At 34.3% G+C, this 22,262-nt stretch carries 16 protein-coding genes; 6 read left to right on the forward strand and 10 right to left on the reverse strand.

What is annotated here, in order from left to right:
• The first annotated feature begins 46 nt into the window (after positions 1–46).
• The 4 genes from ACVWYN_RS06190 to ACVWYN_RS06205 are packed head-to-tail and all read left to right on the forward strand — an operon-like array spanning position 47 to position 3,234.
• Positions 47–841, forward strand: a complete 795-nt coding sequence (locus tag ACVWYN_RS06190) for a glycosyltransferase (RefSeq protein ID WP_457287962.1) — start codon at positions 47–49, stop codon at positions 839–841.
• 4 nt (positions 842–845) lie between these two features.
• Positions 846–1,742, forward strand: a complete 897-nt coding sequence (locus ACVWYN_RS06195) for a glycosyltransferase family 8 protein (protein WP_457287963.1) — start codon at positions 846–848, stop codon at positions 1,740–1,742.
• Positions 1,739–2,581, forward strand: coding sequence for a sialate O-acetylesterase (locus tag ACVWYN_RS06200; RefSeq protein ID WP_457287964.1), 843 nt, complete (start codon positions 1,739–1,741; stop codon positions 2,579–2,581). Before ACVWYN_RS06195 ends, ACVWYN_RS06200 begins: the two co-directional genes overlap by 4 nt.
• A 2-nt stretch (positions 2,582–2,583) precedes the next feature.
• Positions 2,584–3,234, forward strand: coding sequence for an SGNH/GDSL hydrolase family protein (locus ACVWYN_RS06205; protein WP_457287965.1), 651 nt, complete (start codon positions 2,584–2,586; stop codon positions 3,232–3,234).
• Positions 3,235–3,241: 7 nt separating this feature from the next.
• On the opposite strand, the gene ACVWYN_RS06210 is transcribed toward ACVWYN_RS06205, so the two are convergent.
• The 10 genes from ACVWYN_RS06210 to ACVWYN_RS06255 all read right to left on the reverse strand — a co-directional run bounded on the left by ACVWYN_RS06210 (position 3,242) and on the right by ACVWYN_RS06255 (position 14,974).
• Positions 3,242–4,087, reverse strand: a complete 846-nt coding sequence (locus tag ACVWYN_RS06210; protein WP_457287966.1) for a beta-1,6-N-acetylglucosaminyltransferase — start codon at positions 4,085–4,087, stop codon at positions 3,242–3,244.
• A 6-nt stretch (positions 4,088–4,093) separates the two neighbouring features.
• Positions 4,094–4,978 carry a glycosyltransferase family 8 protein gene (locus tag ACVWYN_RS06215; RefSeq protein ID WP_457287967.1) on the reverse strand — a complete coding sequence of 295 codons (885 nt, stop codon included), beginning with the start codon at positions 4,976–4,978 and terminating at the stop codon, positions 4,094–4,096.
• Positions 4,971–5,546 (reverse strand): acyltransferase, encoded by a 576-nt coding sequence (locus ACVWYN_RS06220; protein WP_457287968.1) that lies wholly within the window; start codon positions 5,544–5,546, stop codon positions 4,971–4,973. Before ACVWYN_RS06220 ends, ACVWYN_RS06215 begins: the two co-directional genes overlap by 8 nt.
• Positions 5,547–5,548: 2 nt before the next feature.
• Entirely contained in the window at positions 5,549–6,508 is a 960-nt protein-coding gene (locus ACVWYN_RS06225; protein ID WP_457287969.1) for a glycosyltransferase family 2 protein, read from the reverse strand.
• Positions 6,509–6,521: 13 nt separating this feature from the next.
• The gene (locus ACVWYN_RS06230) at positions 6,522–8,042 is read right to left on the reverse strand and encodes a lipopolysaccharide biosynthesis protein (RefSeq protein WP_457287970.1); all 1,521 of its coding nucleotides are present in this window, start codon (positions 8,040–8,042) and stop codon (positions 6,522–6,524) included.
• A 67-nt stretch (positions 8,043–8,109) separates the two neighbouring features.
• Positions 8,110–9,330, reverse strand: a complete 1,221-nt coding sequence (locus ACVWYN_RS06235; RefSeq protein ID WP_457287971.1) for a glycosyltransferase — start codon at positions 9,328–9,330, stop codon at positions 8,110–8,112.
• On the reverse strand, positions 9,330–10,772 hold the full coding sequence (locus ACVWYN_RS06240) for an O-antigen ligase family protein (protein ID WP_457287972.1): 1,443 nt from the start codon (positions 10,770–10,772) through the stop codon (positions 9,330–9,332). The genes ACVWYN_RS06235 and ACVWYN_RS06240 overlap by 1 nt, the downstream gene beginning before the upstream one ends.
• A gap of 160 nt (positions 10,773–10,932) precedes the next feature.
• Positions 10,933–12,114 (reverse strand): glycosyltransferase, encoded by a 1,182-nt coding sequence (locus tag ACVWYN_RS06245; RefSeq protein WP_457287973.1) that lies wholly within the window; start codon positions 12,112–12,114, stop codon positions 10,933–10,935.
• Between the two features lie 2 nt (positions 12,115–12,116).
• Positions 12,117–14,270, reverse strand: coding sequence for a GumC family protein (locus ACVWYN_RS06250; RefSeq protein WP_457287974.1), 2,154 nt, complete (start codon positions 14,268–14,270; stop codon positions 12,117–12,119).
• Positions 14,270–14,974: a TolC family protein gene (locus tag ACVWYN_RS06255; protein ID WP_457287975.1), complete on the reverse strand. Its 705-nt coding sequence runs from the start codon at positions 14,972–14,974 to the stop codon at positions 14,270–14,272. The genes ACVWYN_RS06250 and ACVWYN_RS06255 overlap by 1 nt, the downstream gene beginning before the upstream one ends.
• 76 nt (positions 14,975–15,050) lie before the next feature.
• On the opposite strand from ACVWYN_RS06255, the gene ACVWYN_RS06260 reads away from it, so the two are divergent.
• Complete coding sequence (locus tag ACVWYN_RS06260) at positions 15,051–15,671, forward strand: acyltransferase (RefSeq protein ID WP_457287976.1); 621 nt, start codon at positions 15,051–15,053, stop codon at positions 15,669–15,671.
• Positions 15,672–15,952: 281 nt separating this feature from the next.
• Positions 15,953–22,261, forward strand: coding sequence for an Ig-like domain-containing protein (locus tag ACVWYN_RS06265; RefSeq protein ID WP_457287977.1), 6,309 nt, complete (start codon positions 15,953–15,955; stop codon positions 22,259–22,261).
• The last annotated feature ends 1 nt before the right edge of the window (position 22,262 follow it).

Genomic DNA, 22,262 nt, shown 5'->3' on the forward strand with positions numbered 1-22,262 from the left:
TAAATAAAGATAAAAAACCTAAATTGCAGTAGAAAACCAATTCATTTTGTATAATTCTACCGCAGCTGCACATATGCAAAAAAAATATTTCTTTAAGGATACTACCTTGCTTATTACCCATTACAATCGGAGTAATTCATTAGAAAGGCTATTAAGAAATTTTGAATCTTTAAACTGCGAATTTGAGGAGATAATTGTTTCTGACGATTGCAGTAAGCCCGAACATTTAAATCAGCTTGAGGTGCTTGAAAAGCTATTTAATTTTAGGTTACTTAAGTCAGATGTTAACCGTGGATTAGCAAATAACATCAATAAAGGTGAAGATGCGATTAAGACATCCCTGACATTATATATTCAAGAGGATTTTATACCTCTAGCACTATTCCCTGAAAAACTTGAACTGGCTCTAACGTACATGCATGATCGCCCGGATCTGGACATGGTAAGGTTCTATGCTTATTTTAATTATCCATATTTAAAATCGTACAAAGGTGGTTTTTCAGATATGATCTTTAAAAGATTTACTGGCGAATATAAAAAATTCTATTACTATAGTGATCACCCTCATTTACGTCGTAAGAGCTTTATATCTAAGTTCGGAAGATATATCGAAGGTATCAAAAGTGATAGGGCAGAGTATAGAATGATGTTTTCGTTTATAAAAAATAAAGGAAAGGCATTGTTTTATAATGATTTTAAAGACTTATTTGATCAACGGAACGATTCTTTAGAACCAAGTACAGTCAAGCGCAATTTTTTAAGGGAAAGTGATAGTCTATTAATGACTGGAATTAGGAATATTTACAGGTTGTTGAGGTTTAATTATGATTTGTTCAGATAGTATTATGGAAACTCCTGAAATAATTACTCTAGTATTTACTTGCAATAACCACTTCGCCCTGATGTTAGGCGCTTTATTGAAATCGATTATAGTAAACCACAAATCGGAACAGCATATCCAACTATTTATTATTAATGACAATATTTCATTAAGCAACAAAAACCGCATAAATCAAATCACGTTAGACGGAAAATTAAATGTTACCTGGTTAGAATCAGCTAAAATTTTCGAAAACATCAAGTTACCGATAGACAATTCTTCTTTTCCGCGAAACGTTTATATGAGGCTTTTTATACCTTCTTTTTTGCCCTTAGAGATTAAAAAAGCCATCTATTTAGATGCGGATATGATTTGTTGTACTGATATTTCAAAACTTTGGAAAATTGATCTGGGAAATTTTCCAGTCGCTGCTGTAAAAGATAGAAGTGAAGTAGTGAGCAGTGAATGGGGTGGCATTCCAAATTATGAAGAGCTTAATTTAGATCCAAATACACCCTATTTTAACACAGGACTAATTGTTTTTAATATGGACTTATGGCGTGAAGAAAGTATTACTCAAGCGATCATTAATGCTGTTGAGGAGAATATTAAATATGCAAATTTTCCAGATCAATACGGATTTAATGTGGTTTTGGCTTCCAAATGTCTTACACTCGATTTCAAATGGAATTGCTATTCCATGCTCATGGAAGAGAGTCCAAACATTATTCACTTTATCGGCAATAAACCAATATATCAGTCTTATAAAGACAACCAAAGTTATGCTACCGAATTTTACAAATATTTAGAATTAACAGCTTGGCGCAGTTTCAAACCTTATTCCGCATACGCGAGATATTGGAACAAAGCGTTAAATAAAATAAAGAACAAACTACAGGTTTTTAAAAGTATTACAAAGTGATTAAAAAAAGATACCAAATCCTATTAGCTATTTTCATAGGAATAATCATCGGAATATTAGCAAATAGAAATAGAGAATATTTGATAAATGCTCAGTTCATTAGAAATTATCTCCATTTTAGAAAAAAGATTGCAGATCCTCAAGCTATAATTAATTCGGATAAAACCTTTATTTTTTTAGCGTTCGGTCAATCAAACGCAGCAAATTATGGCAATGGGACATATGAATGCAGAAATGAGGTTTATAATTTTTACAAAAAAAATCTGTATAAGGCGAAAGAGCCACTGCTGGGGCCCGATGGAGGTGGGAGTAGCGTTTGGACCAGGGTTGCAGACATGTTGATCGATAGCGGTCTCTGTAAAAAAGTCATCATTATACCGATTGGAATAGGACAAACATCAATAGCTAAATGGACAACTGGAGACTGTAGACCTATATTAGATAAAGCGCTAGATGATCTAAAAAAAGAAAACATCAAATTGACTCACATTTTTTGGGACCAAGGTGAAACGGATAATGTTGATGGCACATCTAAAGCTGAATATGTCAACCAATTAAATAAATTGGTTGACATATTCCGAAAAAAAAGAATTAAAGCCCCTTTTTATTCATCAATTACCAGCTATTTTCCTTACAACAATGACTATCCATTAGGAATAAACTCACTTATAACTAGTGCACAGACTGAAGTGATAAATGAACGAAAAGATGTCTTGTTAGGCCCAAATACTGACTCTTTAAACCTCGCATTTTATAGAGCAGATGGGGTTCACTTTACAGAAAAAGGATTAGATAAATTTGCCCATGCTTGGTTCAAAAAAATTAGAGATAGTAAATAGCCATGAAACGGAACCTAAAAATACTCTTTGGACTTTCGCTGGTACTGAACTTAATACTAGCTATTGGGATAACAATAATTATAGTTAAATTTAAATTAGATATATCAGCCAAGATTGCATCAAAATCGTCGCACGCAGTTGTTATGTTTGGAGATTCCCAAATTTATAACGCAGATTGGAATGAAGATTTAAATAGAAGTGATGTATACAATGCGGGTACCCCTGGTTTTACCACTTCACATTTTGTTTGGCTAGTTCAAGAAAAAGTTATAATGCAGAACCCAAGAATATGTTTTATAGAGGGTGGCATTAATGACATTGCTGTGGGTATACCTCTTAAGCGCACGTTTCATAATTTTGAATCCATTGTAGATACATTGCTATCACATAAAATAGTCCCTGTTCTGCAGAGCGTACTTTATACGAATCATGAAGATGATATTACAACAAATTTAAAAGTTGATACTTTAAATTTTTATTTGAAGAGTCTAGCAAAACTTAGAAATATTGAATTTGTCGACGTTAATTCCTCCCTTTCTACCGATGGCAAATTAAAAAAGAATTTAACTTATGACGGCACTCACCTTAAAAAAGAAGGTTATTTGTTATGGGCACCCAAAATTTTAGCAATATTAAAACGGAAGCAGATATAGTATACATCTATTGGAATTGTTCATCTAAAAAGTCTAAAATTTCCTCATCAACGTTAATGTCGAACTTACGCGCAAAGTATGCAGTTGAATCAATCAATTTTGTTTTATCATCAATGGTAATGGTTTTCGGACTTGACTGGTTATCTGACCAGTCAATGTATCGTAAATTGTTATTTACTAGTTTATCCTTTAAATGGGAATTGTATAAAATAGTTTGGAATACCAGTTCGTCAGCACCCCAACTGTACTTGAATTTTCTATATAAGCTTTTCTTATTGGAAATGAAGTATAAGATGTAATTCAGACACTCTCCATCAATAGTAAACCACTGAGACCTACCTGCCAGCTTAAAATTTTCAGGAAATACACGCTTAGGAAACAGAGCTGTAATCAATTTCTCTATCATGAATTTCCCCAAGAAATTAGTGTCAGAAAAATGATACTTATTAAACCGCTCTAACGCAGCAACAACCCATGGATCTTCAAAAGATTGAAATTCCATATATGCATATCCGGGATTGACATCTAAAAACTTATGAAACCGGGATATGCATTTTATTGGGTAGTCTTGACCACTTAAAAGATTAACATATTGGACTTCGGGCAGAACTTCAATTAACTCTTTAAAGCTGTTTATAACAGCCTCTATTTGACTAAACCCACCCCAATTCACACTAACTCTTTTTTTTACAAAATGTACATTTGGTAATGTCAATTCTGCTTTAAAAGGGTCTATATTGACTTTCTTATCGACATGCAAAAAAATTAGAGAATCTGTATGACTAAGACTAGCGACAAGACGTTTAACTTGCCAAGGATTTTTGTGTACTAAAATCACATGTACAATCTGCATATTATGCTAGTAATTTTTATCAGTAAACGTATTAATTAGCCATACTTTATAATGAACATAATTTTTTTCCCAAATGTTCTTTAAAGTGTGGCCTTCAAGCGGAGTATCCTTATATGGCGTAAGTCTTTGATATTTCCAGTATTGAGATCGATAAGGATTACTGTTCATATATTGCCAAGGCTTTGAAGGTCCTGCATAATGAACAATTATAGGTAACTTATCTAATTTTTTCCTCAAATGCAAAGCATTGTATGTTTTATCGAAGTATTCCCATGAATCATAGAAGCATATATTTAAGATATCCTGGTCCCACCAACTCAGTTTATCCATATACATATCCGCAATATCCAACAGCTTTTTAGAATATTCTCCTTCTCTCCAATATTTTAGATTGATTAGCATTACCCCCGCATTAAAATAACTCCTGACCGGAAAACCCATCTCGTTCAATCTGTTAATATTTATATCTAATTCGATGTCATTCTGAGCAAGAAGCGCTTGATCTGTAAACTTAAATTCTGCTAACTCCCTCAAGGTATTTGTTACAACTAGATCTGAGTCAAGAAATAAGATTTTATCTAAATCTTTCGGTAAGATTTCCGGTAAAAACAATCTGAAATATACAGCTTTTGATAAATGAAGGGATACTTTAAAATTTGCAAGTACAGAGTTATCAAGCGATAACAACCTAACCTTAAAATCATATTTCGCCTTAAAAAAGTCGATCACCTCGGTAAGCTTATTCAAATTTTCTATATCGTGTATTACAAAGATATTTAGATCCAGGTCTTTGTTATTTTCCAGTACCGAAACTAATGCTACTGAAAAATGCCTGACGAAATTCTCATCTATAGTAAAAACTAAATTAAGCCCTTGTTTTCTGCTATCCATTACCTTCTGTTATGTCATTAATTAATAATTCTGATTTCGACCTCACAATAGAATTTGAAGCGATTGATTTAAAAATCAAGCAATTTGCTCCAACGATAACATTATCTCCTATGATCACGCCTTTAAGTATAATTACATTACTTCCAATCCAGCAATTACTTCCTATGTTTATTTCTGCCTTCGTAAACTGATCTTTAAAGATATCTAAACTAGGATTTAGAGTATATTTGTGGTTGTGATCATAAAATTTTACCCCTTCACCAATGATAGTATTAGAACCAATTCTTATTCTATCATGGCAGTTGATAGAACAGTAGTTATTTAGGAAAACATTTTCTTCAATAATGAGCTGCGCATTTTCTTCAACAATAACATTGCAGTATCTACGCATTTCAACATTACTGCTTATTACTACGGTTGATTTGTTAGATACAGTTATACTTGGATATAATCCTATCCTAAAATCCTCCGCAATATGAATAGATGATCCATTTGGAAACACTCTGAATAAACCTAACTTCTTTAGAAGTATCTTTAAAACTCTCTTTAACCGAAACAAAATACCCATAATTAGTTTATAAGACGTTGTGCCTTAAATAGCAATTTGACCATAAGTAAAGAATGTTCTCTGAACTTTTTTAACACATTATAGCTTGCCCGACCATATATCGAAGGCAATATTATATTAAGATCTGCTAATACTTCGAGCGTTTTAACTATTTCTCCCATCCGAATTAATGAAAGAATGATTGAATGAATTTTTTTTTCAAATTTTTTGATGCTGCTGCGTGTATTCAAAATATTCCGATCAAAGTTTTTAACAAGTACATTAGCTTCCGCAATGAACATCTTCACACCATCATTAGAATAGTTATTATCATGTTTACGATAGTAAAAAAGATGCTCATTTATACCGTAAAAAATGGCTTTTGCTTTAGCCATTCGAAACCAATAGTCATAATCATCACAACCTTGAATTATTTTCCTTTCATCCCAAGGGCCAATTTCTTCGATTAATGATCGCTTTACCATAATAGACAACGTTGCAATATAATTCTCCTCCAATTGCTTCAAATACATCTCTTTACTGTTAAAAGCACCATATATAGTCCTATATTCAGTCAATTCTTCTAGGTTATTGTTAAAAAAAAACCACCCTCCGGAAAATATAACATTAAGGCTTGGGTTCGAAATCGAAACTTCAATTTGTTGTTCAAGCTTTCTCGCTTGCCATAAATCATCATGATCGAGAAATGCGACCCAGCTTCCAGAAGAAAGTTTATATCCATTATTCCTTGTAGCTCCTATACCCTGATTCTTCTGCTTTGAAAGCTTAATCCTAGGCTCAGTTTTAGAGATATCATCAACAATTGCAAAGGTATCATCAGACGATCCATCGTCGATTATAATCAACTCCCAATTTTGATAGGTTTGATCGATAACACTTCTGATAGACTCAACAATATGAACTCTCGAATTATATGCAGGCATCACTATAGATACCTTTGGGTTTTTTAAACTAATCTCCATTTCTTAAAATAGATTATCCCGCTCCTTTAGTAAACAATTTAGATTTTACATCTTTAATAAAACTCCAGTTATACCAAACCATAGGAATAGCAACTAGAATTGAAAATATCATTGAATATAACATTAAATAGAACCAACTTGAAATTTGTGAAAATATGTTTCTGAAAAGAAAAAATATAACTACATCAAAAATAGAGCAGAATAAAATGGGTTTCAATAATGAGATTAAATATTCTTTAATTGAAATTTTCATAAACTTACTAGTGAGATATGGCACATACCAAACTGAAGTTAGTAGTCCGGCAATTATAGTCCCAAACAAAACACCTTTCAAGCCCATCAATTTAGTTAGATATATGGATATACCGAGATTTAAAATTGCCTCCAAAATTGACATAAAAGAAAGTTGTTTGGCGATACCTGCACCGTTTAAACACATTGAACTAACATGTATAAAAGTTAGCTGAACAAGATAAAGGTAGCATATAAGAAAAACGAAATCTTGACCAGCGAAGAAGTTCTTACCTATCCAGAGATTTATAAATGGCGCCGTCATTATTGCTATAATCCAAAATGCTGTAGTAGACAAGGAAAGTGTAAGCCCCATTAATTTGTCATGTATCTTTCTAAAAGGATTAATCTCTGCTCCCTTTGAAAGCTCAACCATACCCGGAAAAGAATTGTCTGTAATTTTCCAGATCAATTGAGAGCTCATTTCTGGTAATTTCGAGGTAAGTGCGTAGACAGACACCGCTGATAATGACACTATAGAACCAATAACTACCCTGTCTGTTTGAAATACAATTTGCACAGCTACTCCAATAATAAATAAATAAAAGCCATACGAAAACATTTCCTTTAGCAAAGAAAATTCAAAGTCTTTTGTTGTGAATTTAACATATCCATAGTGTTTATTGAAGAAATATAAGGTCAGAATAGAATTAAATAAGAACACTAATACCTGAGCAAAAACAAAACTCCACAATTCATATCCAAGGTAAACGAAAAGTACAGTAAACAGTATGTTACTTATGTTTAAGGCAAATGACAAACTATTAGAAAGGAATTGCTTTTGATGAGCAAAGAAAATGCCTGACACGGCCCTTAATAAAAATTGAAAACCGACAAGGAACGACAAGGAAATAATTATGTAATGTACACTTTTACTGAACCCAGCAGGTATATCAAATATTTCAGCTGCAAAAGGCGCAAAGACACTTCCAATTACGACTACAATTAAGCCCATCAGCGCATATACAATGAACGAGGTAGATATAATCTTCTGAATTCTATTTTTTGATTCCTCGCTGTCCTCACGAGTTCCAGCAAGAAATCGCTCTACACCTGCTGTTAAACCAAAATCAAACATACCGAGATAAGTGGTTATTTGAAATATAATGATCGATAAACCATAAATAGAAGAGTTAAGGTGGTGAAGTATAAACGGTGTTGTTGCCAGATTTAACAGAATAGCACTGATTGTAAATACTTGAGAAGATATAGCTCCTATAAAGGCAGATTTAGTTCTGTTCATAATGTTTTAATCACAAATTGATCTTATTTTGGTAAAAGTCAATTACGTCATTAAATATCAATAAAATTTACTTTTCGACGCTATTTATTACTTTATAATTTTTTAGAATAGCAGAATATATTTCCCCAACGCTTGCTGCCCAAGTATGAGTGGCTGCAAATTGACGACGTTCTAAAGATTTTGAATGACTATCTTCATCCAAAGCTTGCTGGATCAGATTAACATATTGCATCTTTGTTTCTGCCAAATAAACATGGTCAGCAAAAACACTCATACTTTCTGTTTTTGTAGCGACTACGGGTTTACCAACCGCAAGATACTCGTCGATTTTTCTCGGATAATTTCCAACAGTTACTTCATTAATCTTTTGAGGATTTATACAAATATTAAATGAATTAATGTACGCGGGAAGTTGTTCAGGCATTTTGCTACCCAAAAAATGAACGTTTGATATATCGTGTAGCGCGCTGCCTAAAAATTCATCATCTTCTGGTCCTACTAGTACGATACTAAAATTTGGCAAGTGTTTTGAAATGTATCCAATTAGCTCAAGATCCAACCGTAATGATTGAAGAGCACCAACATATCCTATTATTGGTTTCTGAATAGTAAGAAGATCATCCGGAATAAAATTATTACTGACATTTTGAAACATATTTAATTCGCATCCTTGGCCTACATAATAAGAAAAAGGATTATAACGTTTACAATATTCTTTTAGATATAAAGAATTAGCAACGCATAAATCACTTTTTGCAATTAATTTAGGTTCTAAATCCTTCCCGTGATGCTTCCAATAATCTACTCCTAATAGATAATCTCGGGAATAATAAATACTTATGTCTGGTTTTAAATAATCTTTTAAATAAAAACTTCTGAAAATATCATTATCGTTGAACAAGATATAATCCTTAAATCCAATCCTTTTTAATGCTTTAAAAATAGATTTTGCAATCAATTTATTGTTTCGCTTATTTAGAAAATCGAATATCAATTTAACTTTAATCCAGTTAATTGACTCTATAATTACATCTGGATAATAAACCCAAAGATTGGGGTAAACCAATTCTAAACTCTCATTCTTTCCATCCAAAATATCTATTCGTTTCGCAATACTGGGATCAGATTTTCTTCTTAATTTTGTGATTCTATCTAGAGGAGAATTCACATAGAGCACCTTATTATTCTTACTAAATTCAAGAGCAATATTTTTACAATTACTACCTATTTCAGTATCCCATGGCTGTAATCCGACAACAATAATATGCTTACCTGTTATTAAACTCATTATTTCATATTATCGTTAACTAATTTCTTTCGACGATCAAGATAGTAAGTAACATGCAATAATGCTACAAATAAACTAAAATAAACACTGTGAGGAAACTGTACAATTGCTTCCTGCGGATAATTCCCAATATTTAAAGCGAAAATAACAAGAATCATTGCCAGACAATAATTTTTCAGCTCAGGGTCATGTATACGATAATAATTTCTGATCCCGTTGGCTAATATTACAAACATCAAGGTACAAAACAATAAAATGCCAAACCATCCTGTTTCTACTGCTACTCTAACATAACCACTATCAGGCGGAAACTTGGCAAGGTAAGAGTCAGGAGAAAAACGTTCTCCCCAAGTTCCGGTAGAACCTAGTCCACCTCCAAAAGGATGTTGCTGAATATAAGGTTGAATTCTTTTCTGATTAATTTTCCTAACATTAAACGATGCGTCCTCACTTGGCCTAAACGCCGATTGAAAACGCATAATCATAGGAGTATAAATCGGTGCAAAGATCAATCCAACAAGAAATAAAAAGGCTATTGACGAAAATATTAAAACTTTGTAATTTAATTTTAAAATAGCAAATAAAAACAGCGCTGCAGGATACAAAACATAAGCAGCTCTTGTTCCTGAATAAAGCATATTTACCAAAAAGAATATTACAAGAGCACCGAGGATCACCTTCATATACATTTTCTCTACATTGAGTATTAAAACTGTACAGAGGATAGAACAGGTAACCATATTGTAAGAAAATGCTACTGGATCTGAGAAAATGGAAAACTTTCGCCAATGTCCCATAATCAAGTATAAAGTAGAAAGATTAGGGTCTGAAGCCAACCATTGTTCTTCAAACCTAAAAAACCCAATATGTTCTTGTTTGAATGAGTACAAAGCAGCAAAAAAAGCCAGACCAATCCATACCTTTATGATTAGTCTAATAAATTCAATAGAATTAATTTGTCTAAGAAAAACAAAATACATAAGCATCACTACTGCTACAGACCTTATAGTATAGACCCAGGCTAACTGTGATTCAGCTGTAATATTAAAAAATTGTAGCAAATTGTATCCTACCCAAATCAAAACCAGCAAAGAAGTATAATTTTTTAATATTTTCCAATTTGGATTTATCTTTTGAGTTATACAAAATCCAATAATTAGCAGTAATTGTAGTCCATCCATCAAGGTTCCCACAGGAAAGTTAACCCCTAACCTGCTGGTGAACATAATAAGATAACTAGAAATCAATAATACTAAAATACCAAATTTAGGATAAACAATAACGCAAAATGCAAGCGGTAGTGCTACTAGGACAATTCCCGCCATCAACACCACTGAGAAACCGTATTTGCTAATTCCAAAAACAAACAAAATTGCCACTATCGATAAAACTAGTAAAAGTTTAAACGGTGATATTTTATCAGTTGATATCATGATATTCATTTCTCTATGCTTAAAGAAAAACTATCCTTATAAAGAAATAATAAGCTGAGCATGCGGATACAAGAAGTGCTAAATAGTAGCAAATTTTAGGGAGTAACTTCTCAAAATTTTCAATTCTACGTCTATCTTTCTTAGCGGGCTCAATCTTCATATACTATGGTTAAACTTCATCAATACCTTTATCTTGGTAATGGGTGGTCGCTACAGAATTCTTGTTGGCATTCCGGCTTTTCAATAATGATATTACCTGCAAATAAATAAATTTTGGAACTCCAAAGAGAGATCTATATGCACTTTTATTTGCGTTTGAATAGGCTAGTGATAAATAGAACCCTAAAATAAACAACAAGAAACTAGTTAACCAAATTACAAATATTGAAAAAAATGTAAACAAACTAATTGCCATAAATAAACCCGAGATCAAAATAAAAATAAATAATGGAGGCCTTAATAAAACTATCCCAAACAAAAATTGATTTTTATTCAAGTTCCTCATTCCATAGTAAGTGATTTTAAACCCGTTAGAAAAATATTTAAACCACGTATTGATCCATCGACTTCTTTGTTGGACTAGTTGGTCTGATTTTGAAGTTTTTTCATCAAAAACTATGGCATTTTCAGCAAATGCTATTCTATTACCACTACCAACTAACCATGATTGCAGAACCTTGTCAAACCCTGCTCCTGATACGGAGTTTTCTGCCAGAAATTGCTTGTATATTGGGTATGTAAAAGCCATTCCAGAGCCAGCGAGTGTAGCAGAAGAACCAAGCTCAAATAATAATTTACCATCATAAAAGTGATAATATATATCTCTTACAGAATCTAGTTCGGCTATATTGGTATTAATATTCTTTGCTTTTCTAACACCTTGCACAGCAATATATCCACAATTAAAAAAATAGTTTAGTTCTTTAAGATAGTTTGAATGAACCAAATTGTCGCTATCGATGATAGTTATATTATTATGTATGCGAGCGAAGTGGTTCAATGCATATTGATGAGATTTTGTATTGCTAGCTAAAACTATTTCTGGTCTAAGCAATATTATTCTCGAATCACTAAAATTCAAATCTGTCACGTCGCAATTATCTGCTACTATATATACCAAATAGTTATGATATTCCATTTTTATAATAGAATCAACAACTGCCTTCAGTGTATGAGTTTGTTGATATGCAGTTACAATAATTGCATAATCACTTTCTTCATCCTTTGACAAATCTTTAACTAAATCTGTTTTTGAAGTGAGTCGCCATGCTACAAAAAGAACAATGGGCAAAACCAAACTATAACCGAATAAAGCTTGTATAATAAACCAAATATATTCCAAGTAAATCATTGCTAATTTGAAGGTAGTTTATTAAAAACCCACCCTAAAAACAATCCAGTTCCCTTCAAATAAGTCAAGGCATTTTTTTCCTTTCTAAAAATAGTACTCCCATAATTAAATACAGCGATTATACCATCTGCGAAAGTAGACCATTCTTTTGATTGATTTAAGACATCTAAAGCAGAAGACTCTATTAATATGACATCATAGAATCCCCGTAACTGATCAAGCTTAATCTTAATTTGCTCAAAGCTGGTAATTTCTACCAAAGAAGAGTCTCCACCCCTATTTTTAAGTATAGAAAGCGAAGAATCACTTTGTGTTTGCTCAATAGAAATTAACCCGGTTAAGTAATCTTCTAAATAACCTAGTGAGGTACCAACCTGATTACTAATATTAGGGTTATTAAAATTACCATCAATTACTAGAACCCGCTTACCTGTCTTAATCCATGCAAAGGCAAGGCTCAGTGTAAGGAATGTTTTACCCTGATCTGCATTTAAACTGGAAATCAGCAAGATTTTCCCACTCAAGTCATTTTCTATCTCATACCTTATAGACCTTAATTGATTCTTTAATTTTAAAATCGACTCAGAATGATCTTTGTCAGTCCAAATCTGTCTTAAATCAATTGAAGATTCATCGGCTTTACGAATAATCCCCAATACCGGTAATTGAGTTTTGTTAGCCAATTGCTCACCTGAAAGAATTCTTCTATCCATTAAAAACACAACAAATAAAGCAATAAAAACAAAAATTGAGCTGATAATGCCACTCAAAATGACCAACAACATTTTCTTAGAGGGCTGAGGAAGTCCAGGCATTCCTGCTTGAATCATACTAATTTTAATAGGTATTGTTGACTCTAAACTGGACTGATTATACTTATTTAATATTTCGATATACTCCTTAGTTGCAATATTAATTTCCATTTCATAAGACTGTACCTCTGCTTCACGGGGAACAAGTTGATCAAATTGATTATTCAACTTACTAAGTTGTTGTTCTAACGCATTAATACTGTACCTATAAAGATCTAGCTTAATCTGAAGGTCTATCTTTTGCTGAACCAGCGCTTCTTTGGCCGCAAGCGGGTTGGATATATATTGATCTGAAGATTGCCCTATTTCATAACTCAACTTTAATTCAAGAGAATCTATGGAAACTTTATATTTATCTTCGAAATCACTCTTATAATAATGATCATACATTGCACTTAGCTCTTGCTTTGTACCAGTAATATCTTGATTGATTTTAGAGATTGTCGATTCCAGATATTTACGTTCATCCGGTGTGAACTTTCTATCAATTTCATTTAATGCACCAGCATATGAAGATGTATTTTGCACAGCCTCTTGTTTTTTTGCATCATAAGCATTAATACTTGTATAAAGCTGCTTAGATTGTTCATCCAAATTCAAAACTCTGTTCCTAATTTTGTACTCTTTTAACGCCGCCATTTTGTTGGCTAATGTATCACTCTTCTCTTTAAGCAATACACCTACAAATTCAGTGGCCTTAATCTTATTGGTTCTTACCAACGTTGAATAATATGAGATGAATTCTTGCACCAAGGTATTGACCACCATAGCGGATAATGTAGGATCTTCTGATTGAAACTGAATTGTAATAAAATCACTCGCGCCAGCTCTAAAAATAGTAAGTTTATCACTAATACTTTCACTATCATAATGCATAGACTTCAACACATTATAAATACCATTTTGATCTTTATCCCACAAATTTAAGGCGCTTTTTTTTGCAAAAAGCTCTCTATAAACCGCTATAGCATGGGCTCTAGCACTAGGATTTAGATCTCGAACAGCACCACTCGGCGTCCTGAATGGCTTTTCTGAAGTCAAATCATGTAATATTAATGTATAGGACACCTGATCGAGCATTTTTTTTATGCGCATTGTTGCCATTAGATTACTGAATTGCTGATTGATTTGATCATTCGGCAAAACACCAATTTGTCCTAGTGATTGTTGTTGATATTGTTGAGTTTCATCGACAATCCCAGTTGCCATATCCGCTTGAGATATATAAGTATCGGGCATATTCCTAACTAAGAAATAAGTAACAATTACTGTTAGTATCGGCACAACAATCAGTGCCAACAAATACTTTCTAAGGATATATATAAATTTCTTTATTTCGTCCATTACTTTATTTCCTCGAGTTTTTTAACTGTTAACTCTTCTAGTGCAGCCTTGGCCGTCAAATAGGTAGTTTCTGCCTGCAATTTAGATGCAAAAGTTTGATTGTAACTTATTGAGGCTGCATTATAATCTGCCAGCTTGACCTCTGCCTTCTGGAAAGCCAATTTAATAACTTTCAAATTATTCTCCGCATCTAATAGTGCGTCTGTTAGTGGCCTTAATGATTTTTGAGATTGCAGATATGCAAAATAACGAGTTTTGACTTCCGCCTCTAAACTTAAATCGTACTCTTCTTTACTATAGATAGCAACTTCTACTTGCTTTTTTGCTTTTTTTACAGTTGCAGGTTTGGAGAATAAAGATGCAGGATTAAACGATACACCAAATTGATATCCAGTTAAAACATCTTGAGTAGTGACTGTAACTAAATTAGTATTGGTTTGATTAGACCTTACAACATATTGAAAAGAAAATGGTTCAAGCCATGATGTTTTAGCAATACTAAGATCATTTTTCGCCGCTTCTACCTGGCTATTAAGCGATTTCACCCTTGGATAATTTTCCTTCGCTGTTGCAATGAGTTTTTCCATAAATAAATAAGATATCTCTGGGAGAATCGCAGGCTGTTGGGCCATTAGGAAATATCCATTTACACATAATACTAACGTTAAAGATAACGATAATAAGATTTTCTTATAGGATTTCATAAATTGAAGTAGTAATCGTCAAATATATATTTGTTGTAGAAAATATACTAATATTGTAGTTCATATACTTATTAACATGACTGGAGTAATCAACATTATTAAAGGCAATCCTACATTTAAAAAGATAGTACATAGATTATTGATTCCAAAGAATGAAGCACGCCCAAGAATTTGGGTAAAATGGTTCTTGAATCCGTTCTTCCATAATCGAGGGTCAGGAAGTAAAATAAGGTTTAATGTCAGATTGGATGTTCTGCCTTTTAATAAATTTACTCTGGGTTCGAATTCTGTGATTGAAGATTTTTGCACAATAAATAATGGTGTAGGAAATGTTTTTATTGGGAATGATTCATTAATAGGTATCGGAAATACAATAATTGGACCAGTCCACATCGGAAATAATATCATTATCGCACAAAATGTTGTAGTGAGTGGGCTTAATCATATTTATCTTGAAATAGACATACCGATTTCTAAACAACCTATTGTTTCAAAACAAATAATAATCGAAGATGATTGCTGGATTGCAGCTAATTCAGTGATTACTGCAGGGGTGACAATTGGAAAGCACTCAATAGTAGCAGCCGGATCAGTAGTTACAAAAGACGTCCCTCCCTATTCTGTAGTTGCTGGAAATCCTGCAACGCTCCTTAAAGCCTACAATTTTGAAACGAAAACTTGGGAAAGGATTTATTAATGGGGATTATTCTCAATAAAACGAGACTTAATTCCACGGCTTGATGTTAACTATAACAACATCTTGGTGAAAACATTATGAATATTCTGTATTTTTGAGTCTCTTAAAGTAATTAGAAATAAAAAATAGCTTTTAATGTTTGGTGGCTCTATTTTTGGTTAATATAGTATGCATATTAAAGCATTATCTCAAAACTACATATGATTAAACTTATACGTTATCTTGTACTTGTTCTAATATTACAATTTACGACTCTATCTGTTTTTGCCCAATTTCCTTATATGGAGAGTTTTAGAGCCGCAACTGCTCCTGGAGTTACTTTTGGTGGCGCACCTTCGGCGTTTTTAACTGCCTCTGGAAGCTCTGTTACAGGCGGCAATCCAATTGATCCCGTTGGACAGGGCTATTTACGCCTAACTAATAACATTAAAAATCAAAAAGGATATGTATTTAGCAATTCTAACTTTCCATCTAATAACGGCTTAAGAGTTGAGTTTGAATACTATATTTATGGTGGAACAGGTGCAGATGGCATTAGTTTTTTTCTTTTTGATGCAACAGCTGATCCTTTTACTATTGGCGGGTTTGGTGGATCACTCGGATACGCGCAGATTAATACTACTAACCCCATCTCACCTGGAGTTAGTAAAGGTTACCTGGCAATTGGTCTTGATGAGTTTGGTAATTTCTCTAATCCAAATGAAGGTAGGCAAGGTGGAACCGGTCAGTTTCCAGGATCAGTTACTTTGAGAGGAAAAGGAGATGGTTCCTCATTAACTCAAGATAATTATAAATTTTTAACTACATCTTTAGTTTCTAACTCAGGATTTTCGTTGGTTGGGGATGGAATTCAAAGACAATCGTTATCAAGTTCACCTGGATATAGAAAGGTTTTGATGGAAATGGAACCGAACCCAGCAGGTGGTTACAACATCACTGTCAAGATAACTAGAGGGGGCCAAACATTAACAACTGCTACTGTTATTAGTAATTATTATTACCCTGAGGCCGCTCCAGCCAACTTAAGATATGGTTTTGCATCTTCTACTGGAGACCAAACAAATTACCATGAGGTTAGGAACGTAGCGATTGAAGTTTACAATTCTAACTCACTGTTACCAGTAGTAGCAACAAATGATGTTTTTGCAGCATGTACAGGTAATATAGCCACGTTCGATGTATCTCTAAATGACCGAACAGACAATGCCGGAGCTGTGTTGATTAATAGCCAAATAGATTTAAATCCAAATATCAATGGCATACAAAATACCTTTCCTGTTAACGGAAAAGGCACTTTTGCCGTTGCGCAGAACGGAAATATAATTTTTACCCCTTCAGCAATATTTACTGGACCTGTAACAGCTAACTATACTATTAAAGATAGCTATGGTAAAGAATCAAATTCAGCGTCAATTACACTAAACTATTCAGATCCTACTGTTTATCCGGTTGCTGGACCAGATAAAATAGCAAATATCTCAACTAATCCTGCAAGTAGTTCCCTTGAAGGAAGTGAGCATGTTGGTTATACTGGCTCGTGGACGCAAGTTTCAGGCCCAAGTAATGCAACTTTCACGAACCCAACGAATAAAAACACATTTATCAATAACTTAATTGGTGGAATCTATGTTTTCCGTTGGACCATTCGAAACTCAAGTGGTTGCGAATCAAGCGATGATGTACAAATTACAGTTAATAACAGACCTGTCGCCGTTAATGAAAATATTAGCACCAACCTAAACACAGACATTACTATTCCTGTTTTAGACAACGATACTGATCTTGATGGAAATACTACTATTGATAAGGGCTCTCTAATAATAAAAACACAGCCTCAAAATGGCACATTGGTAGTAGATTTGGTAACAGGAAAAGTGATATATAGACCTAATAATGGGTATACTGGTTCTGACTCTTTTACCTATACCATCAAAGATAATTATGGTGCTGAGTCCAATATTGCTACCGTTGTGATTGGAGTAAGTTTGAAGCCTATTGGATTTAACGATAATGCCAACACCATTACGAATGCACCTATAACTATTAACGTACTTGCAAATGATCCAGATAAAAATGGTGCTACAGTAATTTCTGATACGAGTCCCTCACATGGTTCCATTATCATTAACAATGACGGGACTATTGTATACACACCAGCAACTGGATTTAGTGGCCGTGATGTATTTACTTATAAACTTAAAAATTCAGGCAATATTGAATCCGATCCAATTACAGTCACTGTAAGTGTTAAACCACTTGGTACGGTTGACTCTGGTACAACACTTACCAACCAACCTTTAACGATTGTGGTTAAAAACAATGATTTAAGTAGCGTTGGCACTTCTGTAATTGTAACTACAAATCCATTAAATGGTATAGTTACAACCAATTTAAATGGAGTTGTTTTATTTACCCCAAATCCTGGTTATTCAGGTAAGGATTCATTTACTTACTTTTTAAGGACTGCAGATGGCCTAGACTCTGATCCTATACTTGTGAGCTTAAATGTTAAACCAATTGGGACAAACGACAATATTATTACACCAATTAATGTTTCCGCAAGTGTAATAGTAAAGGATAACGATTTAAGTAAAGTGGGTACCACAGTTGGTATCAATACAAATCCGGTTAATGGAAATGTGATAGTCAATGCCAACAACGTCGCTGTTTATACGCCAAACTCAGGATTTTCAGGGCAGGATAGTTTTACCTATTTGCTTAAAACAACAGATGGAGTAAACTCTGATCCAATAACCGTAAATATCTCTATTAAACCTGTTGGGTCTCCTGATGAAGTAACCACGCCTACCAACACCGCGATACCAATAGCAGTGAAAGACAATGATGTGAGCAAGACCAACACTACTGTCATATTAAACAATCCACCGCTAAACGGAACGTTTTCCGTAAATGCATCTGGCGTGGTCACGTACACACCTAACGATGGTTTTTCAGGAAAAGATAATTTCAATTATATCTTAAGGACACTTGATGGATTTGAATCAGAACCGATAGCTGTAGTGGTAAACATTAAACCAGCAGGTACAACAGATAATGTTGGTGCTGTAAACACCATTCCAGTTAATATAGATGTGAAAATAAATGATGTCAGCAAAACGAACACCGTAGTTCAAATAAATAGTAACCCGACGAAAGGTTCTGTTACAGTAAATGCTTCTAACATCATCACATTCACTCCAAATCCAGGTTATACAGGAAATGATACTTTTACTTATGTACTAAAAACACCAGATGGATTAATTTCAGATCCAATTGTTGTAAACTTATCATCCAAGCCTGCTGGATCTCCAGATGTGATAAGCATTCCAGCAAACACGATTGTCACGATTCCTGTAAAAGACAATGACCAGAGTAAAATAGGAACAACTGTGGTTTTACAAGGTGTACCCGCCAATGGAACATTGACATTAAATGCTTCTGGAGATCCAGTTTATTCGCCAACAAGTACATTCGCCGGCATTATTCAATTTAATTATGTTTTAAGGGATGCAAATGGAACGGATTCAGATCCTATTCTGGTAACGGTAAATGTTAAACCAGTTGGAACCTCAGACAATATCTTTACCCCTGTTAATACCCCTGTAGCGATACCAGTGAAAGATAATGACCTCACTAAAATTGGAACAACTGTTATAGCAAATACTACCCCAACACATGGTACAATAGCTGTTAGTCCTGCAGGAGTTATAACTTACACCCCTGCAACAAATTATTCTGGTTCTGATAGTTTTACCTATCTATTGAAAACAGCTGATGGTACAAATTCAGATCCGATCACTGTTAATATAAGCACAAAACCACTTGGCAGCAACGATGAGGTAACAACGCTTTTAAATACACCAATAACTATACCTGTTAAGGCTAATGATCTTAGTCAGGCAGGGTCTACTGTAATATTAGGTGCTCAACCTTCTAACGGTACAGCATCTGTTAATGCAGGAGGAGATGTTTTATTTACTCCTGCAAATGGATTCTCTGGCAAGGTTATGTTTACCTATACTTTAAAAACAGCAGACAATTTTGATTCTGACCCAATAACAGTGTTAGTCAATGTTAAGCCAACAGGTATTACGGATAACATAGGAAATGTAACCGGAACAACCCCTATAGATGTTAAAAATAATGATCCAGCAAAACTGAATACTACAGTGGTAATTGCTACACCTCCTACCCAGGGAACGGTTGTGGTTGGTCCAAATGGAATAGTAACTTATACACCAAATTCAGGTTTTACGGGTACAGACTCATTTACGTACAAACTTAGGACTCCTGATGGTCTAGAATCTGATCCAATAACTGTAAACTTAACTTCCAAACCAAGTGGATCTCCTGATATCGCTAATACTACAGCAAATGTACCGGTTACTATCCCAGTAAAAGATAACGATCAAAGTAGTCCTGGAGCAACAGTGGTATTGGCAAGTAATCCAACTAATGGAACTGTAGTATTAAATAGTTCTGGTACACCTATATACACGCCTGCAAGTGCGTTTTCTGGAAAAGATACCTTCACCTATAAATTGCGTGACGTAAATGGTGTAGAGTCTGACCCTATTGTAGTCACTGTAAATGTTAAGCCTGTTGGGAGTACCGATAACGCTATAACAGTTTTAAATACAGCTGTAACGATTGTTGTTAAAGACAACGATTTGAGCAAAGCTGGGACAACGCCAATTTTAGTTTCAAATCCTGGACATGGTACAGTTGCTATAGATGCTTCAGGAAATGCTGTTTACGTACCTACAACAGGCTACCTGGGAACAGACATATTCACCTATAAACTAAGGACTAGTGATGGTATTGAGTCTGATCCAATTACAGTAAATGTTACAATCAGCGCAATAGTTCCTGCTCCAAACCTTACTATAACTGTCCCTACTAGTGCTCCTAATGTAATCGGTATACCTATTCCGACTGGAGGATCATATACAATCGTTACTCCACCTACTCATGGTACCATAACAACAGATCCGGTTACTGGTCGTCCTATTTACACACCTACTCCAGGGTATTCCGGACCAGATTCATTTGTTTATACGATAAAAGATCCTCAGGGTAATAGCTCAACTCCTGGCACAGTAACCATTACAGTTACTAAACCTGCAAAAGTGGGTCTTGCGAAAGCTTTAATATCTAATACTAGAAACGCTGACGGCAGTTACAAACTATCCTACTTATTTAGTGTAGTAAACTATGGCGATATAGCAATCAAAAATCTAAGCATCACCGACGATCTTGCTACAGCTTTCCCAGGAAAAGCTTTTACCATTACTAAACTGGCTGCCTCTGGAACACTAAGGGTGAATACCACATTTAATGGCGGAACAGTAAAAGAAATGTTGCTTGTTACAAGTACACTTAGCCCCAACTTTAAAGAACAAGTTGAACTTGATGTAATAATTGCAGCTGGACAAACTGGTGGAACGTTTAATAACACAGCCACAGCAACTGGTTTATCTACTGGCGATGGATCATCTACTACAGATGTTTCTACCAATGGTTTAACCCCTGACCCTATTACAGCAGGCGATGTTACACCTTCTACTCCAACTACAGCTACGATATTGATAGCACCATCAATTAATTTACCTGTAATAAAGGATAAACCAATTGTGGTTCCAATTTCCATTCCTACTGGAGGATCATATATAATTGGCACACCTCCAAAACATGGTACAATCACAACTGATCCTATTACTGGTCTCCCTATCTATACGCCGAATGTAGGATACAGTGGCCCGGACGATTTTACCTACATCATTAGAGATGCAAATGGGAATGAGTCTCTTCCAGCTACTGTAAATGCAACAATTTCTTCACCTGCAAAAATTGGTTTGGCTAAAGCGCTGATAAGTACAATTAGAAACTCTGATGGCACTTATAATTTGATCTATCGCTTTACTTTGGTCAATTACGGGGACGTAGCGATAAAAAATATAAGCTTAGGCGATAATTTAAGCTTGGCCTTTTCAGGTGCCACATATCAAATTATAAGCGTTACAACTTCTCCAACCAGTGGATTATTTATAAACCAAGGCTATAATGGAAATACTGCTTTAAACATGTTGTTATCTACAAGTTCAATGGCTCCAACGTCTAAACAAACGGTAGATATGGAGGTAAAAATTATCCTTGAAAAAGATGGTACTTATCTAAACTTTGCTACAACACAGGGTGCTTCTGCAAGCGACGGTACGGTAGTGAATGACCAATCTACAAATGGTTTCAATCCGGATCCAGTTGTTGCAGGTGACATTTCACCATCTGAACTTACCAGTGTAACCTTAACAAAAGGATTATTTAAAATCCCTGGGGGGTTCTCTCCTAACGGTGATGGTATTAACGATTTCTTCGTAATAGAGAATGCTTTAGGTAAGGCAATCAACCTGGAAGTATTTAATAGATGGGGCAACAGAGTTTACCATTCTAAAGACTATCAAAACAATTGGGATGGTAAAACAACAGAAGGTATTTACGTTGGTAACGAAGTTCCGGTTGGTACTTATTATTACGTGATCACTATAGATGGAGCAGATAGAAAAGTGGGTGTTCTTACAATCAACAGATAAC

It is taken from the genome of Pedobacter sp. UYP24, from assembly GCF_054057295.1.